Annotated in this window: 19 protein-coding genes; 11 read left to right on the forward strand and 8 right to left on the reverse strand. The window is 66.3% G+C overall.

Annotation, left to right across the window (positions count from 1 at the left end; genetic code table 11):
* Window positions 1–37 precede the first annotated feature (37 nt).
* From AC5Y4D_RS11990 to AC5Y4D_RS12000, 3 genes are read left to right on the forward strand one after another with little or no spacing between them, the layout of a single operon-like run.
* A complete protein-coding gene (locus AC5Y4D_RS11990) occupies window positions 38–1,618 on the forward strand; it encodes an FAD-binding oxidoreductase (RefSeq protein WP_499945419.1) in 1,581 nt (526 codons plus the stop codon).
* On the forward strand, window positions 1,615–2,559 hold the full coding sequence (locus AC5Y4D_RS11995) for a diacylglycerol kinase (protein ID WP_499945386.1): 945 nt from the start codon (window positions 1,615–1,617) through the stop codon (window positions 2,557–2,559). The genes AC5Y4D_RS11990 and AC5Y4D_RS11995 overlap by 4 nt, the downstream gene beginning before the upstream one ends.
* Window positions 2,560–2,590: 31 nt before the next feature.
* A complete protein-coding gene (locus tag AC5Y4D_RS12000; RefSeq protein WP_499945385.1) occupies window positions 2,591–3,091 on the forward strand; it encodes an Rv2253 family sensor-like surface protein in 501 nt (166 codons plus the stop codon).
* 72 nt (window positions 3,092–3,163) lie between these two features.
* Here the strand turns inward: AC5Y4D_RS12000 and AC5Y4D_RS12005 are convergent, their stop codons facing one another.
* From AC5Y4D_RS12005 to AC5Y4D_RS12015, 3 genes are all read right to left on the reverse strand, one after another.
* Complete coding sequence (locus AC5Y4D_RS12005; RefSeq protein WP_499945384.1) at window positions 3,164–3,676, reverse strand: DUF3145 domain-containing protein; 513 nt, start codon at window positions 3,674–3,676, stop codon at window positions 3,164–3,166.
* Between the two features lie 114 nt (window positions 3,677–3,790).
* Window positions 3,791–4,615: a serine hydrolase domain-containing protein gene (locus AC5Y4D_RS12010; protein WP_500037234.1), complete on the reverse strand. Its 825-nt coding sequence runs from the start codon at window positions 4,613–4,615 to the stop codon at window positions 3,791–3,793.
* Entirely contained in the window at window positions 4,612–5,676 is a 1,065-nt protein-coding gene (locus AC5Y4D_RS12015; protein ID WP_500037235.1) for a class I SAM-dependent methyltransferase, read from the reverse strand. Before AC5Y4D_RS12015 ends, AC5Y4D_RS12010 begins: the two co-directional genes overlap by 4 nt.
* 77 nt (window positions 5,677–5,753) lie before the next feature.
* On the opposite strand from AC5Y4D_RS12015, the gene AC5Y4D_RS12020 reads away from it, so the two are divergent.
* Together AC5Y4D_RS12020 and AC5Y4D_RS12025 are read left to right on the forward strand one after the other, a co-directional pair.
* The gene (locus tag AC5Y4D_RS12020; RefSeq protein WP_499945380.1) at window positions 5,754–6,839 is read left to right on the forward strand and encodes an S-(hydroxymethyl)mycothiol dehydrogenase; all 1,086 of its coding nucleotides are present in this window, start codon (window positions 5,754–5,756) and stop codon (window positions 6,837–6,839) included.
* A complete protein-coding gene (locus tag AC5Y4D_RS12025) occupies window positions 6,839–7,462 on the forward strand; it encodes an MBL fold metallo-hydrolase (RefSeq protein ID WP_499945379.1) in 624 nt (207 codons plus the stop codon). The genes AC5Y4D_RS12020 and AC5Y4D_RS12025 overlap by 1 nt, the downstream gene beginning before the upstream one ends.
* Before the next feature lie 112 nt (window positions 7,463–7,574).
* Here the strand turns inward: AC5Y4D_RS12025 and AC5Y4D_RS12030 are convergent, their stop codons facing one another.
* Window positions 7,575–8,288, reverse strand: coding sequence for an SHOCT domain-containing protein (locus tag AC5Y4D_RS12030; protein ID WP_499945378.1), 714 nt, complete (start codon window positions 8,286–8,288; stop codon window positions 7,575–7,577).
* Window positions 8,289–8,402: 114 nt separating this feature from the next.
* Here AC5Y4D_RS12030 and AC5Y4D_RS12035 point away from each other — a divergent pair, with 114 nt between their 5' ends.
* The 3 genes from AC5Y4D_RS12035 to AC5Y4D_RS12045 all read left to right on the forward strand — a co-directional run bounded on the left by AC5Y4D_RS12035 (window position 8,403) and on the right by AC5Y4D_RS12045 (window position 11,421).
* Window positions 8,403–9,356 (forward strand): SDR family oxidoreductase, encoded by a 954-nt coding sequence (locus AC5Y4D_RS12035; protein WP_499945376.1) that lies wholly within the window; start codon window positions 8,403–8,405, stop codon window positions 9,354–9,356.
* A gap of 1 nt (window position 9,357) precedes the next feature.
* Window positions 9,358–10,461, forward strand: coding sequence for a class I SAM-dependent methyltransferase (locus tag AC5Y4D_RS12040; protein WP_499945375.1), 1,104 nt, complete (start codon window positions 9,358–9,360; stop codon window positions 10,459–10,461).
* Between the two features lie 78 nt (window positions 10,462–10,539).
* Window positions 10,540–11,421 carry a hypothetical protein gene (locus AC5Y4D_RS12045; protein ID WP_499945373.1) on the forward strand — a complete coding sequence of 294 codons (882 nt, stop codon included), beginning with the start codon at window positions 10,540–10,542 and terminating at the stop codon, window positions 11,419–11,421.
* A gap of 213 nt (window positions 11,422–11,634) precedes the next feature.
* On the opposite strand, the gene AC5Y4D_RS12050 is transcribed toward AC5Y4D_RS12045, so the two are convergent.
* Entirely contained in the window at window positions 11,635–13,446 is a 1,812-nt protein-coding gene (locus AC5Y4D_RS12050) for an Hsp70 family protein (RefSeq protein WP_499945371.1), read from the reverse strand.
* 121 nt (window positions 13,447–13,567) lie between these two features.
* Window positions 13,568–14,653: an NAD(P)H-dependent amine dehydrogenase family protein gene (locus tag AC5Y4D_RS12055; protein ID WP_499945369.1), complete on the reverse strand. Its 1,086-nt coding sequence runs from the start codon at window positions 14,651–14,653 to the stop codon at window positions 13,568–13,570.
* A 95-nt stretch (window positions 14,654–14,748) separates the two neighbouring features.
* Between AC5Y4D_RS12055 and AC5Y4D_RS12060 the strand changes: the two genes are divergently transcribed.
* The gene (locus AC5Y4D_RS12060) at window positions 14,749–15,099 is read left to right on the forward strand and encodes an MmpS family transport accessory protein (protein WP_499945367.1); all 351 of its coding nucleotides are present in this window, start codon (window positions 14,749–14,751) and stop codon (window positions 15,097–15,099) included.
* 93 nt (window positions 15,100–15,192) lie between these two features.
* Window positions 15,193–16,503 carry a cytochrome P450 gene (locus tag AC5Y4D_RS12065; RefSeq protein WP_499945365.1) on the forward strand — a complete coding sequence of 437 codons (1,311 nt, stop codon included), beginning with the start codon at window positions 15,193–15,195 and terminating at the stop codon, window positions 16,501–16,503.
* Between the two features lie 49 nt (window positions 16,504–16,552).
* Here the strand turns inward: AC5Y4D_RS12065 and AC5Y4D_RS12070 are convergent, their stop codons facing one another.
* Window positions 16,553–17,140, reverse strand: coding sequence for a class I SAM-dependent methyltransferase (locus AC5Y4D_RS12070; RefSeq protein ID WP_499945363.1), 588 nt, complete (start codon window positions 17,138–17,140; stop codon window positions 16,553–16,555).
* Window positions 17,141–17,232: 92 nt separating this feature from the next.
* On the opposite strand from AC5Y4D_RS12070, the gene AC5Y4D_RS12075 reads away from it, so the two are divergent.
* The gene (locus tag AC5Y4D_RS12075) at window positions 17,233–18,501 is read left to right on the forward strand and encodes an MFS transporter (protein WP_499945418.1); all 1,269 of its coding nucleotides are present in this window, start codon (window positions 17,233–17,235) and stop codon (window positions 18,499–18,501) included.
* Here AC5Y4D_RS12075 and AC5Y4D_RS12080 read toward each other — a convergent pair.
* On the reverse strand, window positions 18,480–19,058 hold the full coding sequence (locus AC5Y4D_RS12080) for a rhodanese-like domain-containing protein (protein ID WP_499945361.1): 579 nt from the start codon (window positions 19,056–19,058) through the stop codon (window positions 18,480–18,482). The two genes, AC5Y4D_RS12075 and AC5Y4D_RS12080, sit on opposite strands and share 22 nt — an antisense overlap.
* Window positions 19,059–19,149: the final 91 nt, after the last annotated feature.

A 19,149-nucleotide genomic window follows, 5' to 3' on the forward strand; every position in this document is an offset into this window, starting at 1 on the left:
GTAACGCATGACGCACACCGAGGAATACCTTCCGCCGATGAAATGGAACGCGTGGGGAGATCCCGCTGCGGCCAAACCACTCTCCGACGGAATCCGTTCCCTGCTCAAACAAGTTGTGGGGCTCGAAGAATCCGACGAGGCCGAGCTCAGTCTCGACGAGGTGAAGGTGCGTCCCTCGAGTCTGTCGAAACAGGATCACGACGGGCTGGCCAAGATCGTCGGCGCCCAGTACTTCCGCACCGCCGACCGCGACCGGGTGCTGCGTGCCGGGGGCAAGTCCACTCCGGACATGCTGCGCCGCAAGGACCGCGGCGTCCAAGATGCGCCGGACGCGGTGCTACTGCCCGGCGATGACGAGACGTTGCTCGAAATATTGCGCTACTGCTCCGACCACGGCATCGCGGTCGTCCCGTTCGGCGGGGGCACCAATGTCACCGGCGGCCTGGATCCCACCCGCGGCCAGTTCAAGGCGGTGATCTCGTTGGATCTGCGCCGCTTCGACGAGTTGCATTCCCTCGACGAGATATCGGGGATCGCCGAACTGGGCGCCGGCGTCACCGGCCCGGAAGCCGAACGCCTGCTGGGCGAACACGGGTTCTCGTTGGGTCATTTCCCGCAGAGTTTCGAGTACGCCACCATCGGCGGCTTCGCCGCGACCCGGTCCTCGGGCCAGGATTCGGCGGGTTACGGCCGATTCAACGAGATGATCCTCGGCCTTCGCATGGTCACCCCGGTGGGGATCTGGGATCTGGGCCGGGTGGCCGCTTCGGCGGCGGGGCCGGACCTGCGGCAGGTCGCGATCGGCTCCGAAGGCACCCTGGGCGTCATCACCAAAGTCCGCCTCCGGGTGCACCGGGTCCCCGAGACCACCCGTTACGAGGCGTGGTCCTTCCCCGACTTCGCCACCGGTGTCGAAGCCTTGCGCGCCATCACCCAGACCGGCACCGGATCGACCATCGTGCGGCTTTCCGACGAAGCCGAGACGGGAATCAGCCTGGCCACCCACGAGACGATCGGCGAGAAGCAAGACACCGGCGGCTGCCTGGGCCTGACCCTGTTCGAGGGAACCCCGGAGCACACCGAAAGCCGGCACGCCGAGACCCGCGCCGTGCTGGAAGCTCACGGCGGCAAGTCACTTGGCGAAGAACCCGCCAAGACCTGGGAACACGGCCGGTTCAGCGCGCCCTACCTGCGCGACTCGCTGCTGGCCGCCGGTGCGCTCTGTGAGACTCTGGAGACCGCCACCGACTGGTCCAACATCCCGGCGCTCAAAGCCGCTGTCACCGAAGCACTTACGACGTCGCTGGGTGAGTCGGGTACCCCGGCGTTGGTGATGTGTCACGTGTCGCACGTCTACCCGACCGGCGCTTCGCTGTACTTCACCGTCGTCGCCGGACAGCGCGGAAACCCGCTCGAGCAGTGGTGGGCCGCGAAGAAGGCCGCGTGCGACGCGATCATGGCCACCGGCGGAACCATCACCCATCACCACGCTGTCGGCGCCGACCACCGGGCCTGGATGCGCGACGAGGTGGGCGATCTGGGCGTCGAAGTGTTGCGCGCAGTGAAAGCGACGCTCGACCCCGGCGGAATCCTCAACCCCGGCAAGCTGATTCCGTGACGCGACAGCAGCCGGCAACCGGACAGCTGGGTCGGCGCGAGATCGCGAAAGTCACCGCCCTGACCAATCCGTTGTCAGGGCACGGCGCTGCGGTCGAGGCATCGCAGCGGGCCGTCGCCCGGCTTCACCAGCGCGGTGTGGACGTCATCGAGATCGTCGGCGAGAACGCCGAGGGCGCCCGATATCTGCTCGGCGCCGCCGTCGAAAAGGGCACCGACGCAGTCATGGTCACCGGTGGCGACGGCGTCATCACCAACGCGCTGCAGGTGCTGGCGGGTACCGACGTGCCGTTGGGGATCATCCCGGCCGGCACCGGCAACGACCACGCGCGCGAATTCGGTATTCCCACAAAGGATCCCGAAGCCGCCGCGGATGTCGTTGTGGACGGGTGGGCGGAAACCATCGACCTGGGCCGCATCAAGGACACCGACGGTGTCGAAAAATGGTTCGGCACCGTGGCGGCAACCGGATTCGACTCGCTGGTCACCGACCGGGCCAACCGGATGAGGTGGCCTCATGGCCGGCTCCGGTATTACCTCGCGATGTTCGCCGAGCTTTCTCAGCTGCGCATGTTGCCGTTCCGGCTGGTGCTCGACGGAAAGCAGGAAATCGAAACAGATCTGACGATGACGGCTTTCGGCAACACTCGCAGCTACGGCGGCGGGATGCTGATCTGCCCCAACGCCGATCGCACCGACGGATTGCTCGACCTGACCATGGTCAAGTCGGAATCGCGGATGGAATTGGTCCGCTTCTTCCCTACCGCACTCAAGGGAACGCACGTGGAGCTCGATGCGGTGACCACCGCGCGAGCCAAGACGGTCGCAGTCGAATGTCCCGGCATCAACGTGTACGCCGACGGCGACTTCGCCTGCCCGTTGCCCGCCGAGATCTCCGCCGTGCCGGCGGCATTGCAGGTGTTGCGCCCCAAAAAGGTGTAACGAAAGGGTCGCTGGCCGCGACATTTCGGGCATGCCGGGTTTCCGCAGCCCCGCCTTGGTTGGGTCCGCCGCTCTCGTTGCTCTGCTGTGCCAGGTGCCGACGGCCTATGCGAGTGAAGTCGCGTCCTGGAACGGCGAGTACCTCGTCACGCTGTCGGCCAACGCAAAGAGCGGCACCAGCGTGGCGGCCAGTCAGAACGAATTCGCGCACCGCAGCAATGTCACCATCAGTTCGACCTGCGCGGCGGGTGTCTGCGTCGCCACCGTGACGAACCCGTCGCCACCCAAAAACGAATCCATGCCGCCGACAATCGAATTCACCTGGAACGGTGCGCAGTGGGTGCGGGAGATGACGTGGCAGTGGGACTGCCTGCTGCCCGACGGCACCGTCGAGTACGCGCCCGCGAAATCGATAACCGTCTACACGCCGGGGCAGTACGGGATTCTCACCGGCGTCTTCCACACCGACATCGCCAGTGGGACATGCAAAGGCAACGTCGACATTCCCGTCTCCGCGAAACCGGTCACCTAACCCGCCGAGCAGACGCAAAAGCCCCTCAATTCGGCACGAATTGGGGGCTTTTGCGTCTGCTCGCGGGGGGAACTAACCCACGCCCCGGCTGAGCCAGGTCACCTCGCCGGTGTCACCACCGTCGCGGTAGGGCTCGAGTGCGTCGTCCCACGCGGTACCCAGCACCGAATCCATCTCGGCGGCCAGGGTGTCGGCGCCTTGCGCCATCAGCATGCGCAGCCGATTCTCCCCCACCATGATGTCGCCGTTCGCGCTCATCGCCCCACTCCACAACCCGAGCTGCGGGGTGTGGCTGAACCGGTGGCCGTCGACACCGGGACTCGGGTCCTCGGTGACCTCGAACCGCAAGACCGACCAGGAGCGCAACGCGTTCGCCAACCGGGCACCGGTCCCGACCGGCCCCACCCAGTTGGTGACCGCGCGCAACTGTCCGGGCATGGCCGGTTGCGGAGTCCACACCAAGTTCGCCTTGGCCTGCAGGGTCGACGACAACGCCCACTCCACATGCGGGCACACCGCCGCTGGGGAGGCGTGCACGTACACCACACCGGCCGTCACGTCGGCAAACTGATTCGACGCACGCATCTCTTGCTCCTTCGGTTCCACGAGGGACGTCTTCCCCAACGACCTGGTGAACCCGAGCAAGCAATTTTTCGTGTGTCGTGCGTGTCTATTGTGCCCTGTGATGCCTGTGTTGCGCTAGTGTGCATTTTCCTGCTGCAGCACCGCATCGGCGAGCGCGGGCCACGGCTCCAAAGCCCAGTCGCCGAAATCGCGGTCGGTGAGCACCACCAGCGCCAGGTCCGCGTCCGGGTCCACCCAGATGAATCCACCCGACTGCCCGAAATGGCCGTAGGTGCGTGCCGAGTTGCGCGAACCGGTCCAGTGCGGCGACTTGGAGTCCCGGATCTCGAAGCCCAGCCCCCAATCGTTGGGCCGTTGGGCGCCGTACCCCGGCAACACCCCGTTCAGACCCGGGAACTGCACGCTGGTCGCGTCGCCGTGCATCTGCTCGGACACCAACGCCGGACGCAGCAGGTCGCCGGCGAACAGCGCCAGGTCGTCGACCGTCGAGGTCGCCCCGAACCCCGCCTCGGCCGCGCCGCCATCCAGCCGGGTCGATGTCATGCCCAGCGGCTCGCACACCGCCTCGACCAGGTAATCGGCGAAGCCGATCTCGGACTCCCGCTCGATCGTCTCGGCCAGCACGGCGAAGCCGTGATTGGAATAGATGCGCCGGGCGCCCGGCTTGGCCAGCACGTCACCGGAGAGCATCGCCAGTCCCGACGCATGCGCCAGCAGGTGCCGGATGGTGGATCCCGGCGGGCCTGCCGGAGTGTCGAGGTCGACCACCCCTTCTTCGACGGCGATCTGCGCGGCACGCGCGACGACCGGTTTGGTGACGGACGCCAGCGCGAACTCGCGGGCGGTGTCGCCGTGGGTGGCCAGCACGCCATCCGGGCCGACGACGGCGGCGGCGGCGTTGGAGACGGGCCAGTCGCCGAGCGCTTCGAGAGCGGTCATTTGTGCGCGATGTAGTAGTTGTTGAGCGGGTCCCCGTCGATCTCGGCCACAGTGACGTCGGCGAACCCCGCGTCCTGCAGCATCGAAACCGCCAGCTGCGTTCCCCACGCGGTGCCCAGCCCGGCGCCGTCCAGAGCCAGCGACACCGTCATGCAATGCATCAGGGATGTCGTGTAGAGGTAGACGCTCATCGGCCGGCCGATGTTCTCCTCGAGCCGGCTCGACGCCTTGATGTCGGCCATCAGCAGGACGCCGCCCGGCCGCAGCGCCCGGTGGATGTTCTCCAGCACCCGCGCCGGCTGCGCCTGGTCGTGGATGGCGTCGAAGACGGTGATCAGGTCGAACAAGGCAGAGTCATCCAGCTGCGCCAGATTGCGACTTTCGAACGCGGCGTTGGTCAGACCCAGCCGGGCCGCTTCGTCCTTGCCGACGGTGATGGCTTCGTCCGAGAAATCGATGCCGGTGAAGCGGCTCGCCGGGAACGCCTGCGCCATCACGTTGATCGCATGTCCGCTGCCGCAACCGAAGTCGGCGACGTCGATCCCGTCGCGCAACCGCTCGACGAGACCGTCGACCAGGGGCAGCACCACGTCGACCAGAGTGGCGTCGAATACGGCTCCGCTCTCCTCGGCCATCAGCTTGTGGAAGCGCGGGAACTCGCTGTAGGGCACGCCGCCGCCGTCCCGGAAGCAGCCGATGATCTGCTGCTCGACGTTGCTCAGCAGCGGCAGGAATTGCGCCACTCCGGCCAGATTGTTCGGCCCCGCCGCGCGCGTCAGTGCTTGGGCCCGGTGGTCGGGCAGCGAGTAGGTGGAAGTCGCGGGGTCGTAGTCGACGACGTGCCCAGTGGTCATGCCGCCCAACCATTCCCGGACATAGCGCTCGTCGAGTCCGGCTGCCTCGGCGATTTGCGCGCTGGTGGCGGCCGGCCGGCCGGCCATGGTGTCGAACAGGCCGGTCTGATGTCCGATGCTCAACAACAACGCGAGGCTGGCGCTGTCGATGGCGGCGACTATTCGCTCACTGAACGCCTCGCCGGTTTCGGTTTGAGAGACCGTCACGCGGGCGACGCTACACCGTGACGACCGACTAGACGGGCGGCCGCGCGATGTATGGCGACCAACAGTAGGTTGAACCCATGAGTCAGACAGTGCGAGGCGTGATTTCACGAGCCAAAGGCCAGCCCGTCGAGTTGGTCGACATCGTCATCCCCGACCCGGGACCCGGTGAAGTCGTCGTCGACATCACCGCCTGCGGCGTCTGCCATACCGACCTGACCTATCGCGAGGGCGGCATCAACGACGAATACCCGTTCCTGCTCGGACACGAGGCCGCGGGCACGGTCGAGGCGGTCGGCCCGGGCGTGACGGCCGTCGAGCCGGGTGACTTCGTCGTGCTGAACTGGCGCGCGGTCTGCGGACAGTGCCGGGCCTGCAAGCGCGGCCGGCCTCATCTGTGCTTCGACACCTTCAACGCCGAGCAGAAGATGACACTGACCGACGGCACCGAACTGACGCCCGCGCTGGGCATCGGAGCCTTCGCCGACAAGACGCTCGTCGCCGCCGGCCAATGCACGAAGGTCAAGCCCGAGGCCGATCCCGCCGTCGCCGGGTTGCTGGGCTGCGGAGTGATGGCCGGCATCGGCGCGGCCATCAACACCGGGGCCGTCATCCGCGATGACACCGTCGCGGTGATCGGCTGCGGCGGTGTCGGTGACGCCGCGATCGCCGGAGCCGCGCTCGTCGGGGCCCGCACGATCATCGCCGTCGACACCGACAACACGAAGTTGGACTGGGCCCGCAAGTTCGGCGCCACCCACACCGTCAACGCGCGCGAACTCGATGTCGTCGAGACCATCCAGGACCTGACCGACGGCTTCGGCGCCAACGTGGTGATCGACGCCGTCGGCCGACCCGAGACGTGGAAGCAGGCGTTCTACGCCCGCGACCTCGGCGGAACCGTGGTGCTGGTGGGCGTCCCGACACCCGACATGCGCCTGGACATGCCGCTGGTCGACTTCTTCTCCCGCGGCGGCTCGCTGAAGTCGTCGTGGTACGGCGACTGCCTGCCCGAGCGCGACTTCCCCACCCTGATCGACCTGTACCTGCAGGGCCGGTTGCCGTTGGAGGAGTTTGTCTCCGAGCGGATCGGGTTAGACGACATCGAGGAGGCTTTCCACAAGATGCACGACGGCAAGGTATTGCGCTCGGTGGTGATGCTGTAATGGTGGCGATCGATCGCGTGGTGACGCACGGCACCTTCGAACTCGACGGCGGCAGTTGGGAAGTCGACAACAACATCTGGCTGGTCGGCGACAACTCCAACGTCATCGTGTTCGACGCCGCTCACGACGCCGAGCCGATTATCGAAGCGGTCGGTGGTCGTCATGTGATTGCGGTGGTGTGCACGCACGGGCACAACGACCACGTGACCGTGGCACCCGAACTCGGCCGAGCGCTCGACGCGCCGGTGTTGCTTCATCCCGCCGACGAGGTGTTGTGGCGAATGACGCACCCGGACAGCGACTTTCGCGCCATTGCCGACGACGAGACAGTGAAGATCGCGGGGACTGAACTGCGCGCCCTGCACACGCCCGGCCACTCCCCCGGCTCGGTGTGCTGGTACGCCCACGATCTCGGCGTCGTGTTCAGCGGCGACACCTTGTTCTCCGGCGGCCCCGGCGCCACCGGGCGCTCCTACTCGAGTTTCCCGACCATCCTGCAGTCGATCTCGGAGCAACTCGGCAAACTGCCCGGCGACACCGTCGTGCACACCGGCCACGGTGACGACACGACGATCGGCGACGAGATCGTCAACTACGAGCAGTGGGTCAAGCGCGGACACTGAGCAGCCTCCAGCGCGACCGTCTGCCGAGGGCCCTCTGCCTTTGGCGAGCGCGCGCAAAATGCCAGTCGTAGCGGCGTGTCGGCGTACATCTGCGGACCCTCGCGCGGGAGGCCTAGAACCCGTCCAGAATGCGCCGCTTCTCGGCCTGGAACTCGTCCTCGGTCAGCGCACCCGAATCCCGCAACGCGGCAAGTGTCTTGAGCCGTTCGACTCGCACCCCCTCCCCAGAGGGCTCGTACGGCTGGAGCGCCGGAACAGAAAGAAACGGTTGACTCACCGGCAGCACCCGCCGACTCCGGCTCAGCCAGGCGATGGACACCGCCAGGTCGATCAGCCCGATCACGAAAATCGCGACGAACACCCACACCAGATACCCGTATGAACTCTGATGCCCGAAGGCCAGACGCGGGTTGATGTATCCGCCGACCTTACCGTCAGTCACCACCTGATAGGTGCCCTCCGCGGGCACCCGCACGTTCCACACCCGCACGTGTGCATCGTTGTTGATTGTTGTTGTGCTGCCGATACTTTCGGTTACTTGCGGCTGCGCCACGCCCTCGGGCGGCCGGATGGTAATGCCTAGCGGCGGTACCGGTAGGCCGCCTCCCCTTCCACCACCGGCTACCAGGGCGTGCAGGCTGACGGTCACGTCGCCGGCCGGCAGCTGCACGCTGCCGCCGCCGGGGACGGGCACCTCACCGTAGGCGTCGAAATCGTCGAGGACGAACGCGTTGAGCACCAGGGTGGTGACAAACCCGACCACCGACACCACCAACATCACGATGGCCATCACCAGCGTGATCTTGGCGACCCGTCTGCTGTTCATCCACGCAGTGTGTCACCGCGACAAGGCAACAGAAAGCAGGGTCCCGCGCGCGAACCCGACCCAGGAGGGGACACTGGTTGCACGCCCGATCCGACAACGAAAAGGAGCCCTCCGATGGCCAGCGATCTCGTCGCCTCGGTGCCCGATCTGTCCGGCAAGTTGGCGGTAGTCACCGGAGCCAACAGCGGCCTGGGGTTCGGCCTGGCCAAGCGGTTGTCGGCGGCCGGGGCCGACGTGGTGATGGCCATCCGCAACCAAGCCAAGGGTGAGGCCGCCATCGAGGAGATCCGCAGCGTGGTACCCGATGCCAAGCTGACCATCAAATCGCTCGACCTGTCGTCACTGTCCTCGGTCGCGGCCCTGGGCGAGCACCTGACCGCACTGGGCCGACCCATCGACATCCTGATCAACAACGCCGGCGTCATGACCCCACCGGAACGCGACACCACCTCGGACGGCTTCGAATTGCAGTTCGGCAGTAACCATCTGGGCCACTTCGCGCTCACCGGCCATCTGTTGCCGCTGTTGCGTGCCGCCGCCAACGCTCGGGTGGTGTCGCTGAGCAGTCTCGCCGCACGCCGGGGCCGCATCCACTTCGACGATCTGCAGTTCGAAAAGTCATACGCTCCGATGACTGCCTACGGTCAGTCCAAGCTGGCGGTCCTGATGTTCGCCCGGGAACTCGACAAGCGCAGTCGCGCCGGCGGGTGGGGCATCGTCTCCAACGCCGCGCACCCGGGATTGACCAAGACGAACCTGCAGATCAGCGGTCCCTCACGCGGTCGCGAGAAGCCTTCGCTGATGCAGCGCCTGTACACGACGTCCTGGCGCTATGCGCCGTTTATGTGGCAGGAGATCGACGAAGGGATCCTGCCGGCCCTTTACGCCGCCGCCACCCCGGCGGCCGAGGGCGGCGTGTTCTACGGGCCGCGCGGTGTGTACGAGGCGGCCGGCGGCGGTGTGACCGAGGCCAAGATCCCCGCTCGCGCCGCCGATGACGCTGACTGTCAACGACTTTGGGACATCTCCGAACGGCTCACCGGGGTGAGCTACCCGACGCAAGGCTGATATGGAACTGCCTGAGTCCAGCATCGTCGTGCGGCCAGAGCCGATGGAGAGCGCGACGTACTCGCAATCGTCGCGCCTGCAGGCGGCCGGGCTGTTGCCGGCCGTGGCGCTGTTCGAGCAGGCCGCCCACCAGGTGCCGCTGCCCAGACCTCCCCAGCCGATCGTCGTCGCCGACTACGGTGCCGCCACCGGCTACAACTCACTGAAGCCGATGGGCGCCGCGATCAAGGTGTTGCGCGCCCGCACCACCCGTCACGACCACCCAATCCTGGTGACGCACACCGATGTGCCGCAAAACGACTTCACCGCCCTGTTCCAGACACTCTCCGAAGACCCGGACAGCTATCTGCACCACGACGCGGCCAGCTTCACCTCCGCCATCGGCCGATCCTTCTACGACCAGATCCTGCCGACCTGCGCGGTCAACCTCGGCTGGACATCGTGGGCGGTCCAATGGCTGAGCCGGGTCCCAGAAGGCGCCCCGGAATTCGACGACCACGTACAGGTCGCCTTCAGCAAGAACGTCGACGCCCGCAAGGCCTTCGAGCACCAGTCCGCGGTCGACTGGAACAACTTCGTGGCGTTCCGGGGACGCGAACTGAGTCCGGGCGGACGACTGGTGGTGCTCACGATGGCCCTCGACGACGACGGCGAATTCGGCTATCGCCCGTTGAACGAGGCTCTCATGACGGCTCTGCACGAGTTGACCGATGACCACCTGCTGCGACCCGAGGAGCTACGGCGCATGGTGATTCCGGTGGTTGCCCGGACCGAGAAGGACTTTCGGGCTCCGTTCGCGCCGCGGGGTTGGTTCGAGGGCCTGCGGATCGACCAGCTCGAGATGTTCAACGCCGAGGACCGCTTCTGGGCCCGGTACCGAACCGACTCCGACGCAGAGGCTTTCGGCGCTCAGTGGGCGGCGTTCGCCCGGGCAGCCCTGTTCCCGACGTTGACGGCCGGCCTCGACGGCGGCACCGGCGACCCGCGAGCCGGCGAATTCGTCACGCAACTCGAGACCGCCGTCGCTGAGCAGTTGACCCGTGCGCCCGAGCCGATGCGCATTCCGCTGGCCTCGATCGTGCTGGTCAAGCGCGGTTCGCGGTAACGGCGCGTTTTGGTGTGACGCCGTAGTGGGTAACCCCCCAGAGCATCGGTCGCAAACGCAACTCAAAGGGGCATCAGCATGAGCGCACACGACGACGACTCGGCGGACAAGGACAGCGAGGACACCACCGACGGCGGCGGCGTGGACACTGCTGAGGAGCCGAAGGACGAAAAGAAGTCTGACGAAAAAGGCGAAAGCGGCAAGAACAGCGACGACGACGGTGGCGGGGTCGACACGTCCGGCGCACCCGAACCCGATGACGAAGCAAAGGAAAAGGCCGCCGAGATGCGGGAGGCCTACAAGTACCAGCCGACGCTGGTGCTGCCCGGGTCCGGCGGAACCATCACCGGCACGGCCGTCAACGAATGGCTCGACGACGACGGCAATCCCAAGTACGCCGACGACGAGGATTCCCCGGCCAAGAAGGCAGAAGCCGAACGCGACAAGTCGGACTCCGACGACGACGACGACTCATCGGCGAAAGACGAAGCCTCCAAGGATGATTCGGACAAAACCGAAAACGCGAAGGGCGACGGCGGCGGCAAGGAAGAAAACGCGAAGGGTGACGGCGGCGGCAAGGAAGAAAACTCGAAGGGTGACGACGGCGGCAAGGAAAAGGACCTGAACGACACCAGCGAGCGGGGCGCCGAGGCCGACCAGACCGCGGAGCTCGCGGACAAGTCCGACGAGGAGTTGCTAGAGGACGCCAAGAAAACCGCCGAAGAAAACATCGATCGCGACAAAGAGTTCAACGAAGAGATCATCAAGGTCGCGAAGGAAGACGGCAAGTTCGACGAGGACGATGAGGACGAAGGCGACTCGGACGAGGCGAAAGACAAGTCAGACGAGGCGAAAGACGAGTCCGATGAGTCCAAGGACAAGTCAGAAGAGTCCAAAGACAAGTCAGAAGAGTCCAAAGACAAGCAAGACAAGGAAGAGAAAGAAGCCGCGAACACCTGACTTGGGCTGGTCGGTCAACCGCACATTAGCGGACTTTCCATTCCACACTTCGGTGTGAATCCTTGGCTTTCATTGTGAAGAGGCGGCGTTCGGTGTGCGCCCACGGTGGGAAAATCGGCCGAAAAACCCGCCCAGGCTGCACCCGCAAAGCCAACATTTCACCCTGGAAACCAGGGACCCACACTGGAAACCCGACGGAACGCCGGGGAGCAACTAGCCCGGGCCCTGCGGCGCTCCTGGCAGCCCGGGAATCTGCGGTAACCCGGGAATCTGCGGTAACTGCGGCAGTTGCGGCGCCGCCGGAGGGGTGGTCGGCGGCGTCGGCGGCGCCGGCGGCTGAGTGGTGGCCGGCGGCTGAGTTGGAGCCGGCGGCTGTGTCGTCTGGGGAGGCGCCTGGGTAGTCGGTGGCGGAGCCTGTCGAGTCGGTTGCCGCGTCGGTTGGGGTTGCGGTGTCTCCGTCTGCGGTGCCGGTTCCGGGGTCGGGGTCTCCGACGACGGAGACGGCGTCGGCGAAGGCGACGGCGAAGACGGCGGCGGCGCCGACGAACTCGGAGCGACCGACGTTGTGCTCGCCGGCGGGGTGGTGCGCTGGTCATGAGAGTTCAGCGCGATCGTCACCGCCGCCCCCACGATCAGCACCGCCACGATTGCGCCGACGATCAGCACAGCAGGCAACCGATACCAGGGAATCGGCGACTTCTTGGCTTCCGGCTGCGGCTTGCTTTCCTGCTCGAACGCCATCTGCGGTCGCGCGGAAGTCAGCCTGGAACCGCGTGCCTCGTCTGAGGCCACCGGCATCACCCGCGATTCGTCGTCGGCGGCTTCCGACCACGCCAGCGCCGGCTGCATCAACGAGACCGGCGCGTCGGAGTTCAGTTCTGATCCGCCGTCGACGGGGCTGTCCTGAGATCGGGCCGCCAGCGCGGCGGCGGCGGCGGACGCGGCTGGGGTCAACACCGTCGCGCTGGTGTCTGCGGGACCGCGCGCTGCCCGCAACGCGCCGCCGATGGCGGCGGTCAGGTGTGGGCGAGGTGTGGTGATCACCGGCACCCCGAACCGCCCGGACAATGACGTGGTCACCGCCGGGATGGCGGCACCGCCCCCGACCGTCGCGATCGCGACCAAGTTGGATATGTGAATCCCGTTGCGGCTCAACGTTTGTCCGACAGCATCGACGAATCCATCGAGGGCGCCCCGAATGGTTTCCTCGAGTTCGTTGCGGGTCAACCGGACCTCGCCGCGCATCCCGGGAACATTGTGGGCGAGGGTGGTCACCGTGGTGGACGAGAGCCGTTCCTTGGCGTTGCGGCATTCGGTCCGCAACTGGCTCAGCGAACCGATCGCCGAGGTGGCGGCCGGATCGAACGAACCGGTCGCGGGCAACTCCGACATCACGTACGTCAACAGCGACTGGTCGATCAGGTCCCCGGACAGGTCGTGGTGCCGCAAGGTCGGGGCCACCGGCTGATAGTCGCCACCGGCGTCGACCAGCGTGATGCTGGTGCCGCTGCCGCCGAGATCGCACACCGCGACGATCCCGCGGGCCGGTATACCGGGATTGGCGCGGACCGCGAACAGTGCCGCCGCGGCATCGGGAATCAACGTCAACGGCTTGCCGGACTGCGACCACTCCGACACCCTGCTCAACGCGGCGCCCAAGGCGTCGATCGCCGAGGCGCTCCAGTGGGCCGGGTAGGTCACCGCAACGTTCTCGGGCAACGCGCGCCCACCGGTGGCGGCATAGGCCAGCGCGCGCAACCCGTCGGCCACCAGGGCTTCGCTGCGGTGCGTCGATCCGTCGGCAGCTACGATCCCCACCCGGTCGCCGACCCGATCCACGAAGTCGCTGATCACCAGGCCGGGCTGATCCAGCCTCGGATTCTCCGACGGCACCCCGACTTCGGGTGCCCGCTGCCGGAACAGGGTGAGCACGGGTTTGCGGGTGATGGCGTGGTCCGGCGTCACGGCGGCCAGGTTGGTGGCGCCGATCGACAGACCCAGCGCGAGCCTAATTCCGTCTGCCATCTGGTCCAATCCCCGTGTGCGGTGGAACGCTCTGCATTCTCACCTAACCTCAACTTTTGCGGTAAGGCCTATAGCCAATCTTTGTGTCGGCTATGCGCAAGCTGTACGGCGGCCGGGCCGGCTAGCGGATGGTGCCCGCGCCCGGTATCAGCGGCAGGTCGAGGGCGGTGACCCAGCCCGGGGAGAGTTCGTTGAGTGCGGGCACGGCGTTCAGGGCCCGCAATCCGGTGGCCAGGCAGCCGGCCGCGGCCGCGTCCCGGCCCGAGCCGTCGGTGAACCGAAACGCGGTCTCCTGAACGATGCTCGGGGTGCCTTCGATCTCGACGCGGTAGACGTCGTTGTCGTTGCCCGTCGGCCAGTCCGGCGCCGCGTCCAACCCGATGCGATTGACGTGCTCGAGTTGGATGCGCGTCTCCCCCTGGTAGATCCCGTTGATGGTGAACCGGACGGCGGCGACGTGACCGGCCTTGATCACCCCCTTGGCGGATTCACGGTCGTTGGGGGTCACCCACTTGTCCCAGGTGGTGGTCATCTCGTCGAGCATGATGCCGGCGGCGTGGGCGATCATCGGCACGGTGGCACCCCACGCGAAGATCAGCACGTCGCTGTTTTCCAGCATCGGGCTGTACTCGGGTTCGCGTCCGATGCCCATCTCCCGCTCGTAGTCACCCTCGTAGTTGGTGTAGTCCAGCAACTCCGAGGCCCGCACCTTGCGCACCTCCGAACACAACCCCATTAGGGTCATCGGGAACAGATCGTTGGCGAATCCCGGATCGATGCCGGTGGTGAAGCAGGACGACTCTCCGAGTTCACAGGAATGCGTGATCGGTTCGATCCAGTTCGGCGGGTTCTGCGGCATGGTCGGCCAGATCCACGGCGTCATCGCCGTGGAGGACACGTCGATGCCGGCCCGCAGGAATCGGCTGATCAACGAGATGTTGTCCTTGGCGTGCATCGCGGTGGGTCCGTAGTGCACCAGCGCGTCGGGCTCGAGCGCGATCAGTGCGTCGACGTCATCGGTGGCGGTGACGCCGATCGATTCGGGCAACCCGCAGATGTCGCCGACGTCGCGACCGACCTTGTCCGGGTTGCTGACCCCGACGCCGACCAACTCGAACAGCGGATGCTTGACGATTTCCGGGATCACCATCCGGCCCACGAAACCGGTGCCCCACACGACGACCCGTTTCGCGCTCTGCTTCGACATCAGCACCTCCACGTCACCCCGTCTCGGGATTCACCCTAAGTTCTGCGTCCAAAGGGTCTCGTATTCACCCCTCGGTGATGACAACATGGACAACCATGACCAGTCGTCGTGCAGCTTCGATCGTGTTCGCCGTCGGTACCGCATTCGCGGCCACCTGTGGAGTCGCCAACGCCACCCCCAAGCCGGGCGAATTTCCGCAGATTCGCTACGAGGTCAGCGGACCGGGCGTCGCCGAATACATTTCCTGGCAGTCCCGAAGCGGTCAGCAGCGCGCGGTGAACGTCGCGCTGCCGTGGTCGACAGAATTCCAGGCTTTCGGTGGGCAGGTCTTCGTGCTCAGCGCCCAGGGTCAGGGCACGATCGCCTGCAAGATCATGGTCGACGGCAATGTGGTCAACGATGCGCATTCCACCGGGACGCCCGGGCGGGCGATCTGTTCGCACTGACGGGCTGAGGAAAGCGGGCGCACCGGATCGGCCCGGAGGTCTAGGCTCGCGAGTGTGACCCCTTCAACGGCGAAGGGGGCCAAGGAGGATCGCATGGACCTCAAAGTCAGGCCGGGCTCGGCGTCGCACGGCAACCTGGTTCCGCGGGTGAACGGGACGCGACCGCCCGAGATTCCGATTTCCGAGATCGCGCTGGGTTCACTGGATTTCTGGGCCCGCGACGACGACTACCGCGACGGCGCCTTCGCCACGCTGCGACGCGAGGCGCCGATCTCGTTCTGGCCCGCGGTCGAAATGGACGGTTTCGATGCCGGCAACGGGCACTGGGCGTTGACCAGGCTGGACGATATCTTCTTCGCCAGTCGACACCCGGAGGTGTTCAGCTCGAGTCCCAGCATCACCATCAACGATCAGACACCGGAGTTGGCCGAGTATTTCGGATCGATGATCGTGATGGACGACCCGCGTCATCAACGGTTGCGTTCGATCGTCAGCCGGGCGTTCACCCCGAAGGTCGTTGCCCGCATCGAGGCCTCCGTCCGCGACCGCGCGCACCAGTTGGTGACCTCGATGATCGCCGACCATCCCGACGGGCAAGCCGACCTGGTCAGCGAACTCGCCGGGCCGCTGCCGTTGCAGATCATCTGCGACATGATGGGCATCCCCGAGGCAGACCACCAACGGATATTCCATTGGACCAACGTGATTCTCGGCTTCGGCGACCCCGACCTGACCACCGACTACGAAGAGTTCATCCAGGTGTCGATGGACATCGGCGCCTACGCCGCCGCTCTGGCTGAAGATCGCCGGGTCAACCACCACGACGACCTGACCACCGCGCTGGTCGAAGCCGAGGTGAGCGGCGAGCGGCTGTCGTCGTCGGAGATCGCGATGTTCTTCATCCTGTTGGTGGTGGCCGGCAACGAGACGACCCGCAACGCGATCAGTCACGGCGTGCTGGCGCTGTCCCGCTACCCCGAGCAGCGGGAGAAGTGGTGGGCGGACTACGAGGGACTGGAACATACCGCGGTAGAGGAGATCGTGCGCTGGGCCTCGCCGGTGATCTACATGCGCCGCACGCTGACCCGCGACTTCGAGCTCAGCGGCACCAAAATGGCTGCGGGCGACAAGGTTTCGCTGTGGTACTGCTCGGCCAACCGGGACGAGTCCAAGTTCGCCGACCCGTGGACGTTCGATGTGGCTCGCCACCCCAATCCGCACGTCGGCTTCGGCGGCGGCGGCGCGCACTTCTGCCTGGGCGCGAACCTGGCGCGCCGCGAGATCCGGGTGGTATTCGACGAACTGCGACGCGAGATACCCGACATCGTCGCCATCGAGGAACCGGCGCGGCTGCTGTCGCAGTTCATTCACGGCATCAAGAGCTTGCCGGTCGCGTGGTCCTGACCCGACCGCCGGTGATGCCGGCCTGCGCCGTCGAAACGATCCGCGGCGATCAGGGCGTCAGTTCGTAGACGAACAAGACCCGCGGGTACACGGTCAACCATTCGGGCGGCTGCGGGATGCGGGCGACGCTGATCGCGGTCGTCCGAAGCCAGGCCAGCGCCTTACGGTATTCGTCGAACCCGGCCGGGGCGAACGGGTAGCGGTGAAATCGCGCAAACGCGTGCACGTGGGCGTACAGGGCGATCTTGCCGAGCGGACCGTCGGGCATGTCCTCGAACACGATGATGCGGCGGCGCGCGACCCGTCGGCATTCGGCGGCCAAGCCGACGGGGTCGTGGCTGTGGTGCAGTACCTCGCTGAGGACGACGATGTCAAATGAGTTGTCGCCGAACGGAATCGAGGTCCCGTCGAATTCGACGAACGCGACGTCGGCCACCCGGGAATCCTTGACGTCGATGCCGGTGGGCACCGCCCCGTACATGTCGCGCAGATACGCCGAGAGGTGGCCGGTACCGCAGCCGACGTCGAGAACGCTCTCGCCCCGGCTCACCAGCCCGGCCAGCGCCTCTGCCTGGTCGCGCAGCCGCACGGCAGGTTGCATGACGTGCTGCGCTTCGGACAGTTTGCGGCGAAACATCTGAGCCGAACGTAGCAGAGGACACGGCACCCCCTGGCCGAATACGCTGACCCTCCGTGGCCCGCTACCCCAAACGCATTGCGCTGGCGTGCATGGTGGGCACGACGGTCGAGTTCTACGACTTCTACATCTACGGCGCCGCGGCGGCATTGACGTTCCCGACGGTGTTCTTTCCGGAGCTGAGCCCCGCGATGGCAACCGTTGCCTCGATGAGCGCGTTCGCGGCCGCGTTCGTGTCCAGGCCGTTGGGTGGTGCGGTGTTCGGGCACTTCGGGGACCGGCTCGGCCGCAAAGCCACGCTGGTCGCCACGATGCTGATCATGGGCGTGGCCACCGTCGCGGTGGGGCTGACGCCGAGCGCCGCGTCGATCGGTCTCGCCGCACCAGTGATCGTGTTGACGTTGCGACTGTTGCAAGGGTTCGCCGCCGGCGGCGAATGGGCGGGTTCGGCATTGTTGGCCGCCGAGTACGCGCCGGCTGACCTGCGCGGCCGCTACGGCATGTTCACCGCGCTGGGCGCCGGGGTCGCCATGTTGTTGACCAGCCTGACGTTCCTGGCGGTGAATCTCACTATCGGAGAGACGAGTTCGGCGTTCACGAGTTGGGGCTGGCGGGTGCCGTTCCTGCTCAGCGGGCTGCTGATCGCGGTGGCGCTGTACGTCCGGATCAACGTCGCCGAGACCCCGGTGTTCACCGAACAGCAAGCGCGAGCGGTCAATCGGGCTCCGTTGCGCGAGGTGCTGGGCAGGCAGTCCGGGGTCGTCGCGCTCTCGTCGGGCAGTTTCGTGGCCGTCTTCGCGTTCGTCTTCATGGCCGGCAGCTACCTGATGACCTACGCGCACAGCAATATCGGCTTGTCCCGCAGTGTGATCCTGTTCGCCGGGGTGCTGGGCGGCCTGGCCTGGATCGCGGTTGTGCCGTTGTCGGCCGCCATGAGTGACCGGGTGGGACGGCGGCCGGTCGTCCTGTGCGGGTGGGCGGTGGGGTTGCCGTGGACTTTCGCGTTGATTCCGTTGGTGGACAGCCGGAATCCCGTGCTGTTCGCGGCGGCGATCGTAGGGACGTACGCGATTGCCGGTTCGGCCTACGCGCCGATGACCTCTTTCGTGCCAGAGCTGTTCGCCACCGAGTACCGCTACACCGGTGCCGGACTGGCGCTGAACATCGCCGGCATTCTGGGTGGCGCGGTGCCACCGCTGATCGCCGGACCACTGCTGAGCGGCTACGGAGTCTGGGCGATCGGGCTGATGCTGGCGGCCCTGGTCGTCATCAGCCTGGTCTGCACCTACCTGCTGCCGGAGACGAAAGGTCGCTCATTGACCGCGGTGCCGGATCGCGATCAGCCGTTGTCCCTGAGCTGAGCCACGATCGTGTCGACGTCGGAGTTCGCGCCTCGGTTGTACGGCAATTTGGACAGCGCAGCGGCCATCCCGCAGGTGTTGGAGAGGGCGGCGTAGGTCAGTCCGCCTCCGATCGCGGCGGCCAACCACTTGAGTTGCGGCACGACCACACTGCCGACCACCGAGGACAGCACGACGGATCCCGCCACGAGCCGCACCTGGCGCTCGAGGTCCCACCGTTCGGTGCCGCGCTCGACGTCGAGATCCCGGTTTTCCCAACCGGTGAAACCCTTGTCGAGGACCCGGCCGGAACTCACCCCTGCCTTGCTCAGCAGGTCATTGGCCTGGGATGCGCGTTGACCCGACTTGCAGACCAGCACAACATCTTCGGGGAGGTGTCGGATGATCTCGCCGTGGTGTTGACGCAATATGTCGAGCGGCACGTTGTAAGACCCGGCGATGTGGGCGGTCTCGAACTCCGCCGGGGTCCGCACGTCGACCACGCGCGGCGGGTGTGCCGAATTGAGTTGTTCGTCCAGTTCCAGCGCATCGATCGTGGATGTCACGGGTGCATTCATTCCGTACTCCCTCCGGGATGGTTCACCTAGCGATACCCCGCAGGTCGGTGTCGTGCAGGTTTGCACTCGCGGCGGTTTTAAGGCGACGCGC

The sequence above is a fragment of the Mycobacterium sp. NGS67 genome (assembly GCF_059812185.1).

What these genes read in the sequence shown, in the direction of transcription:
- AC5Y4D_RS12035 (WP_499945376.1), top strand. Translation starts at nt 8,403, where the DNA reads ATGGCCAGCGATCTCGTCGCCTCGGTGCCCGATCTGTCCGGCAAGTTG.
- AC5Y4D_RS12030 (WP_499945378.1), bottom strand. Translation starts at nt 8,288, where the DNA reads ATGAACAGCAGACGGGTCGCCAAGATCACGCTGGTGATGGCCATCGTG.
- AC5Y4D_RS12050 (WP_499945371.1), bottom strand. Translation starts at nt 13,446, where the DNA reads ATGGCAGACGGAATTAGGCTCGCGCTGGGTCTGTCGATCGGCGCCACC.
- AC5Y4D_RS12080 (WP_499945361.1), bottom strand. Translation starts at nt 19,058, where the DNA reads ATGAATGCACCCGTGACATCCACGATCGATGCGCTGGAACTGGACGAA.
- AC5Y4D_RS12065 (WP_499945365.1), top strand. Translation starts at nt 15,193, where the DNA reads ATGGACCTCAAAGTCAGGCCGGGCTCGGCGTCGCACGGCAACCTGGTT.
- AC5Y4D_RS12040 (WP_499945375.1), top strand. Translation starts at nt 9,358, where the DNA reads ATGGAACTGCCTGAGTCCAGCATCGTCGTGCGGCCAGAGCCGATGGAG.
- AC5Y4D_RS12005 (WP_499945384.1), bottom strand. Translation starts at nt 3,676, where the DNA reads ATGCGTGCGTCGAATCAGTTTGCCGACGTGACGGCCGGTGTGGTGTAC.
- AC5Y4D_RS12045 (WP_499945373.1), top strand. Translation starts at nt 10,540, where the DNA reads ATGAGCGCACACGACGACGACTCGGCGGACAAGGACAGCGAGGACACC.
- AC5Y4D_RS12070 (WP_499945363.1), bottom strand. Translation starts at nt 17,140, where the DNA reads ATGTTTCGCCGCAAACTGTCCGAAGCGCAGCACGTCATGCAACCTGCC.
- AC5Y4D_RS12025 (WP_499945379.1), top strand. Translation starts at nt 6,839, where the DNA reads ATGGTGGCGATCGATCGCGTGGTGACGCACGGCACCTTCGAACTCGAC.
- AC5Y4D_RS11990 (WP_499945419.1), top strand. Translation starts at nt 38, where the DNA reads ATGAAATGGAACGCGTGGGGAGATCCCGCTGCGGCCAAACCACTCTCC.
- AC5Y4D_RS12060 (WP_499945367.1), top strand. Translation starts at nt 14,749, where the DNA reads ATGACCAGTCGTCGTGCAGCTTCGATCGTGTTCGCCGTCGGTACCGCA.
- AC5Y4D_RS12075 (WP_499945418.1), top strand. Translation starts at nt 17,233, where the DNA reads ATGGTGGGCACGACGGTCGAGTTCTACGACTTCTACATCTACGGCGCC.
- AC5Y4D_RS12010 (WP_500037234.1), bottom strand. Translation starts at nt 4,615, where the DNA reads ATGACCGCTCTCGAAGCGCTCGGCGACTGGCCCGTCTCCAACGCCGCC.
- AC5Y4D_RS12055 (WP_499945369.1), bottom strand. Translation starts at nt 14,653, where the DNA reads ATGTCGAAGCAGAGCGCGAAACGGGTCGTCGTGTGGGGCACCGGTTTC.
- AC5Y4D_RS12000 (WP_499945385.1), top strand. Translation starts at nt 2,591, where the DNA reads ATGCCGGGTTTCCGCAGCCCCGCCTTGGTTGGGTCCGCCGCTCTCGTT.
- AC5Y4D_RS12020 (WP_499945380.1), top strand. Translation starts at nt 5,754, where the DNA reads ATGAGTCAGACAGTGCGAGGCGTGATTTCACGAGCCAAAGGCCAGCCC.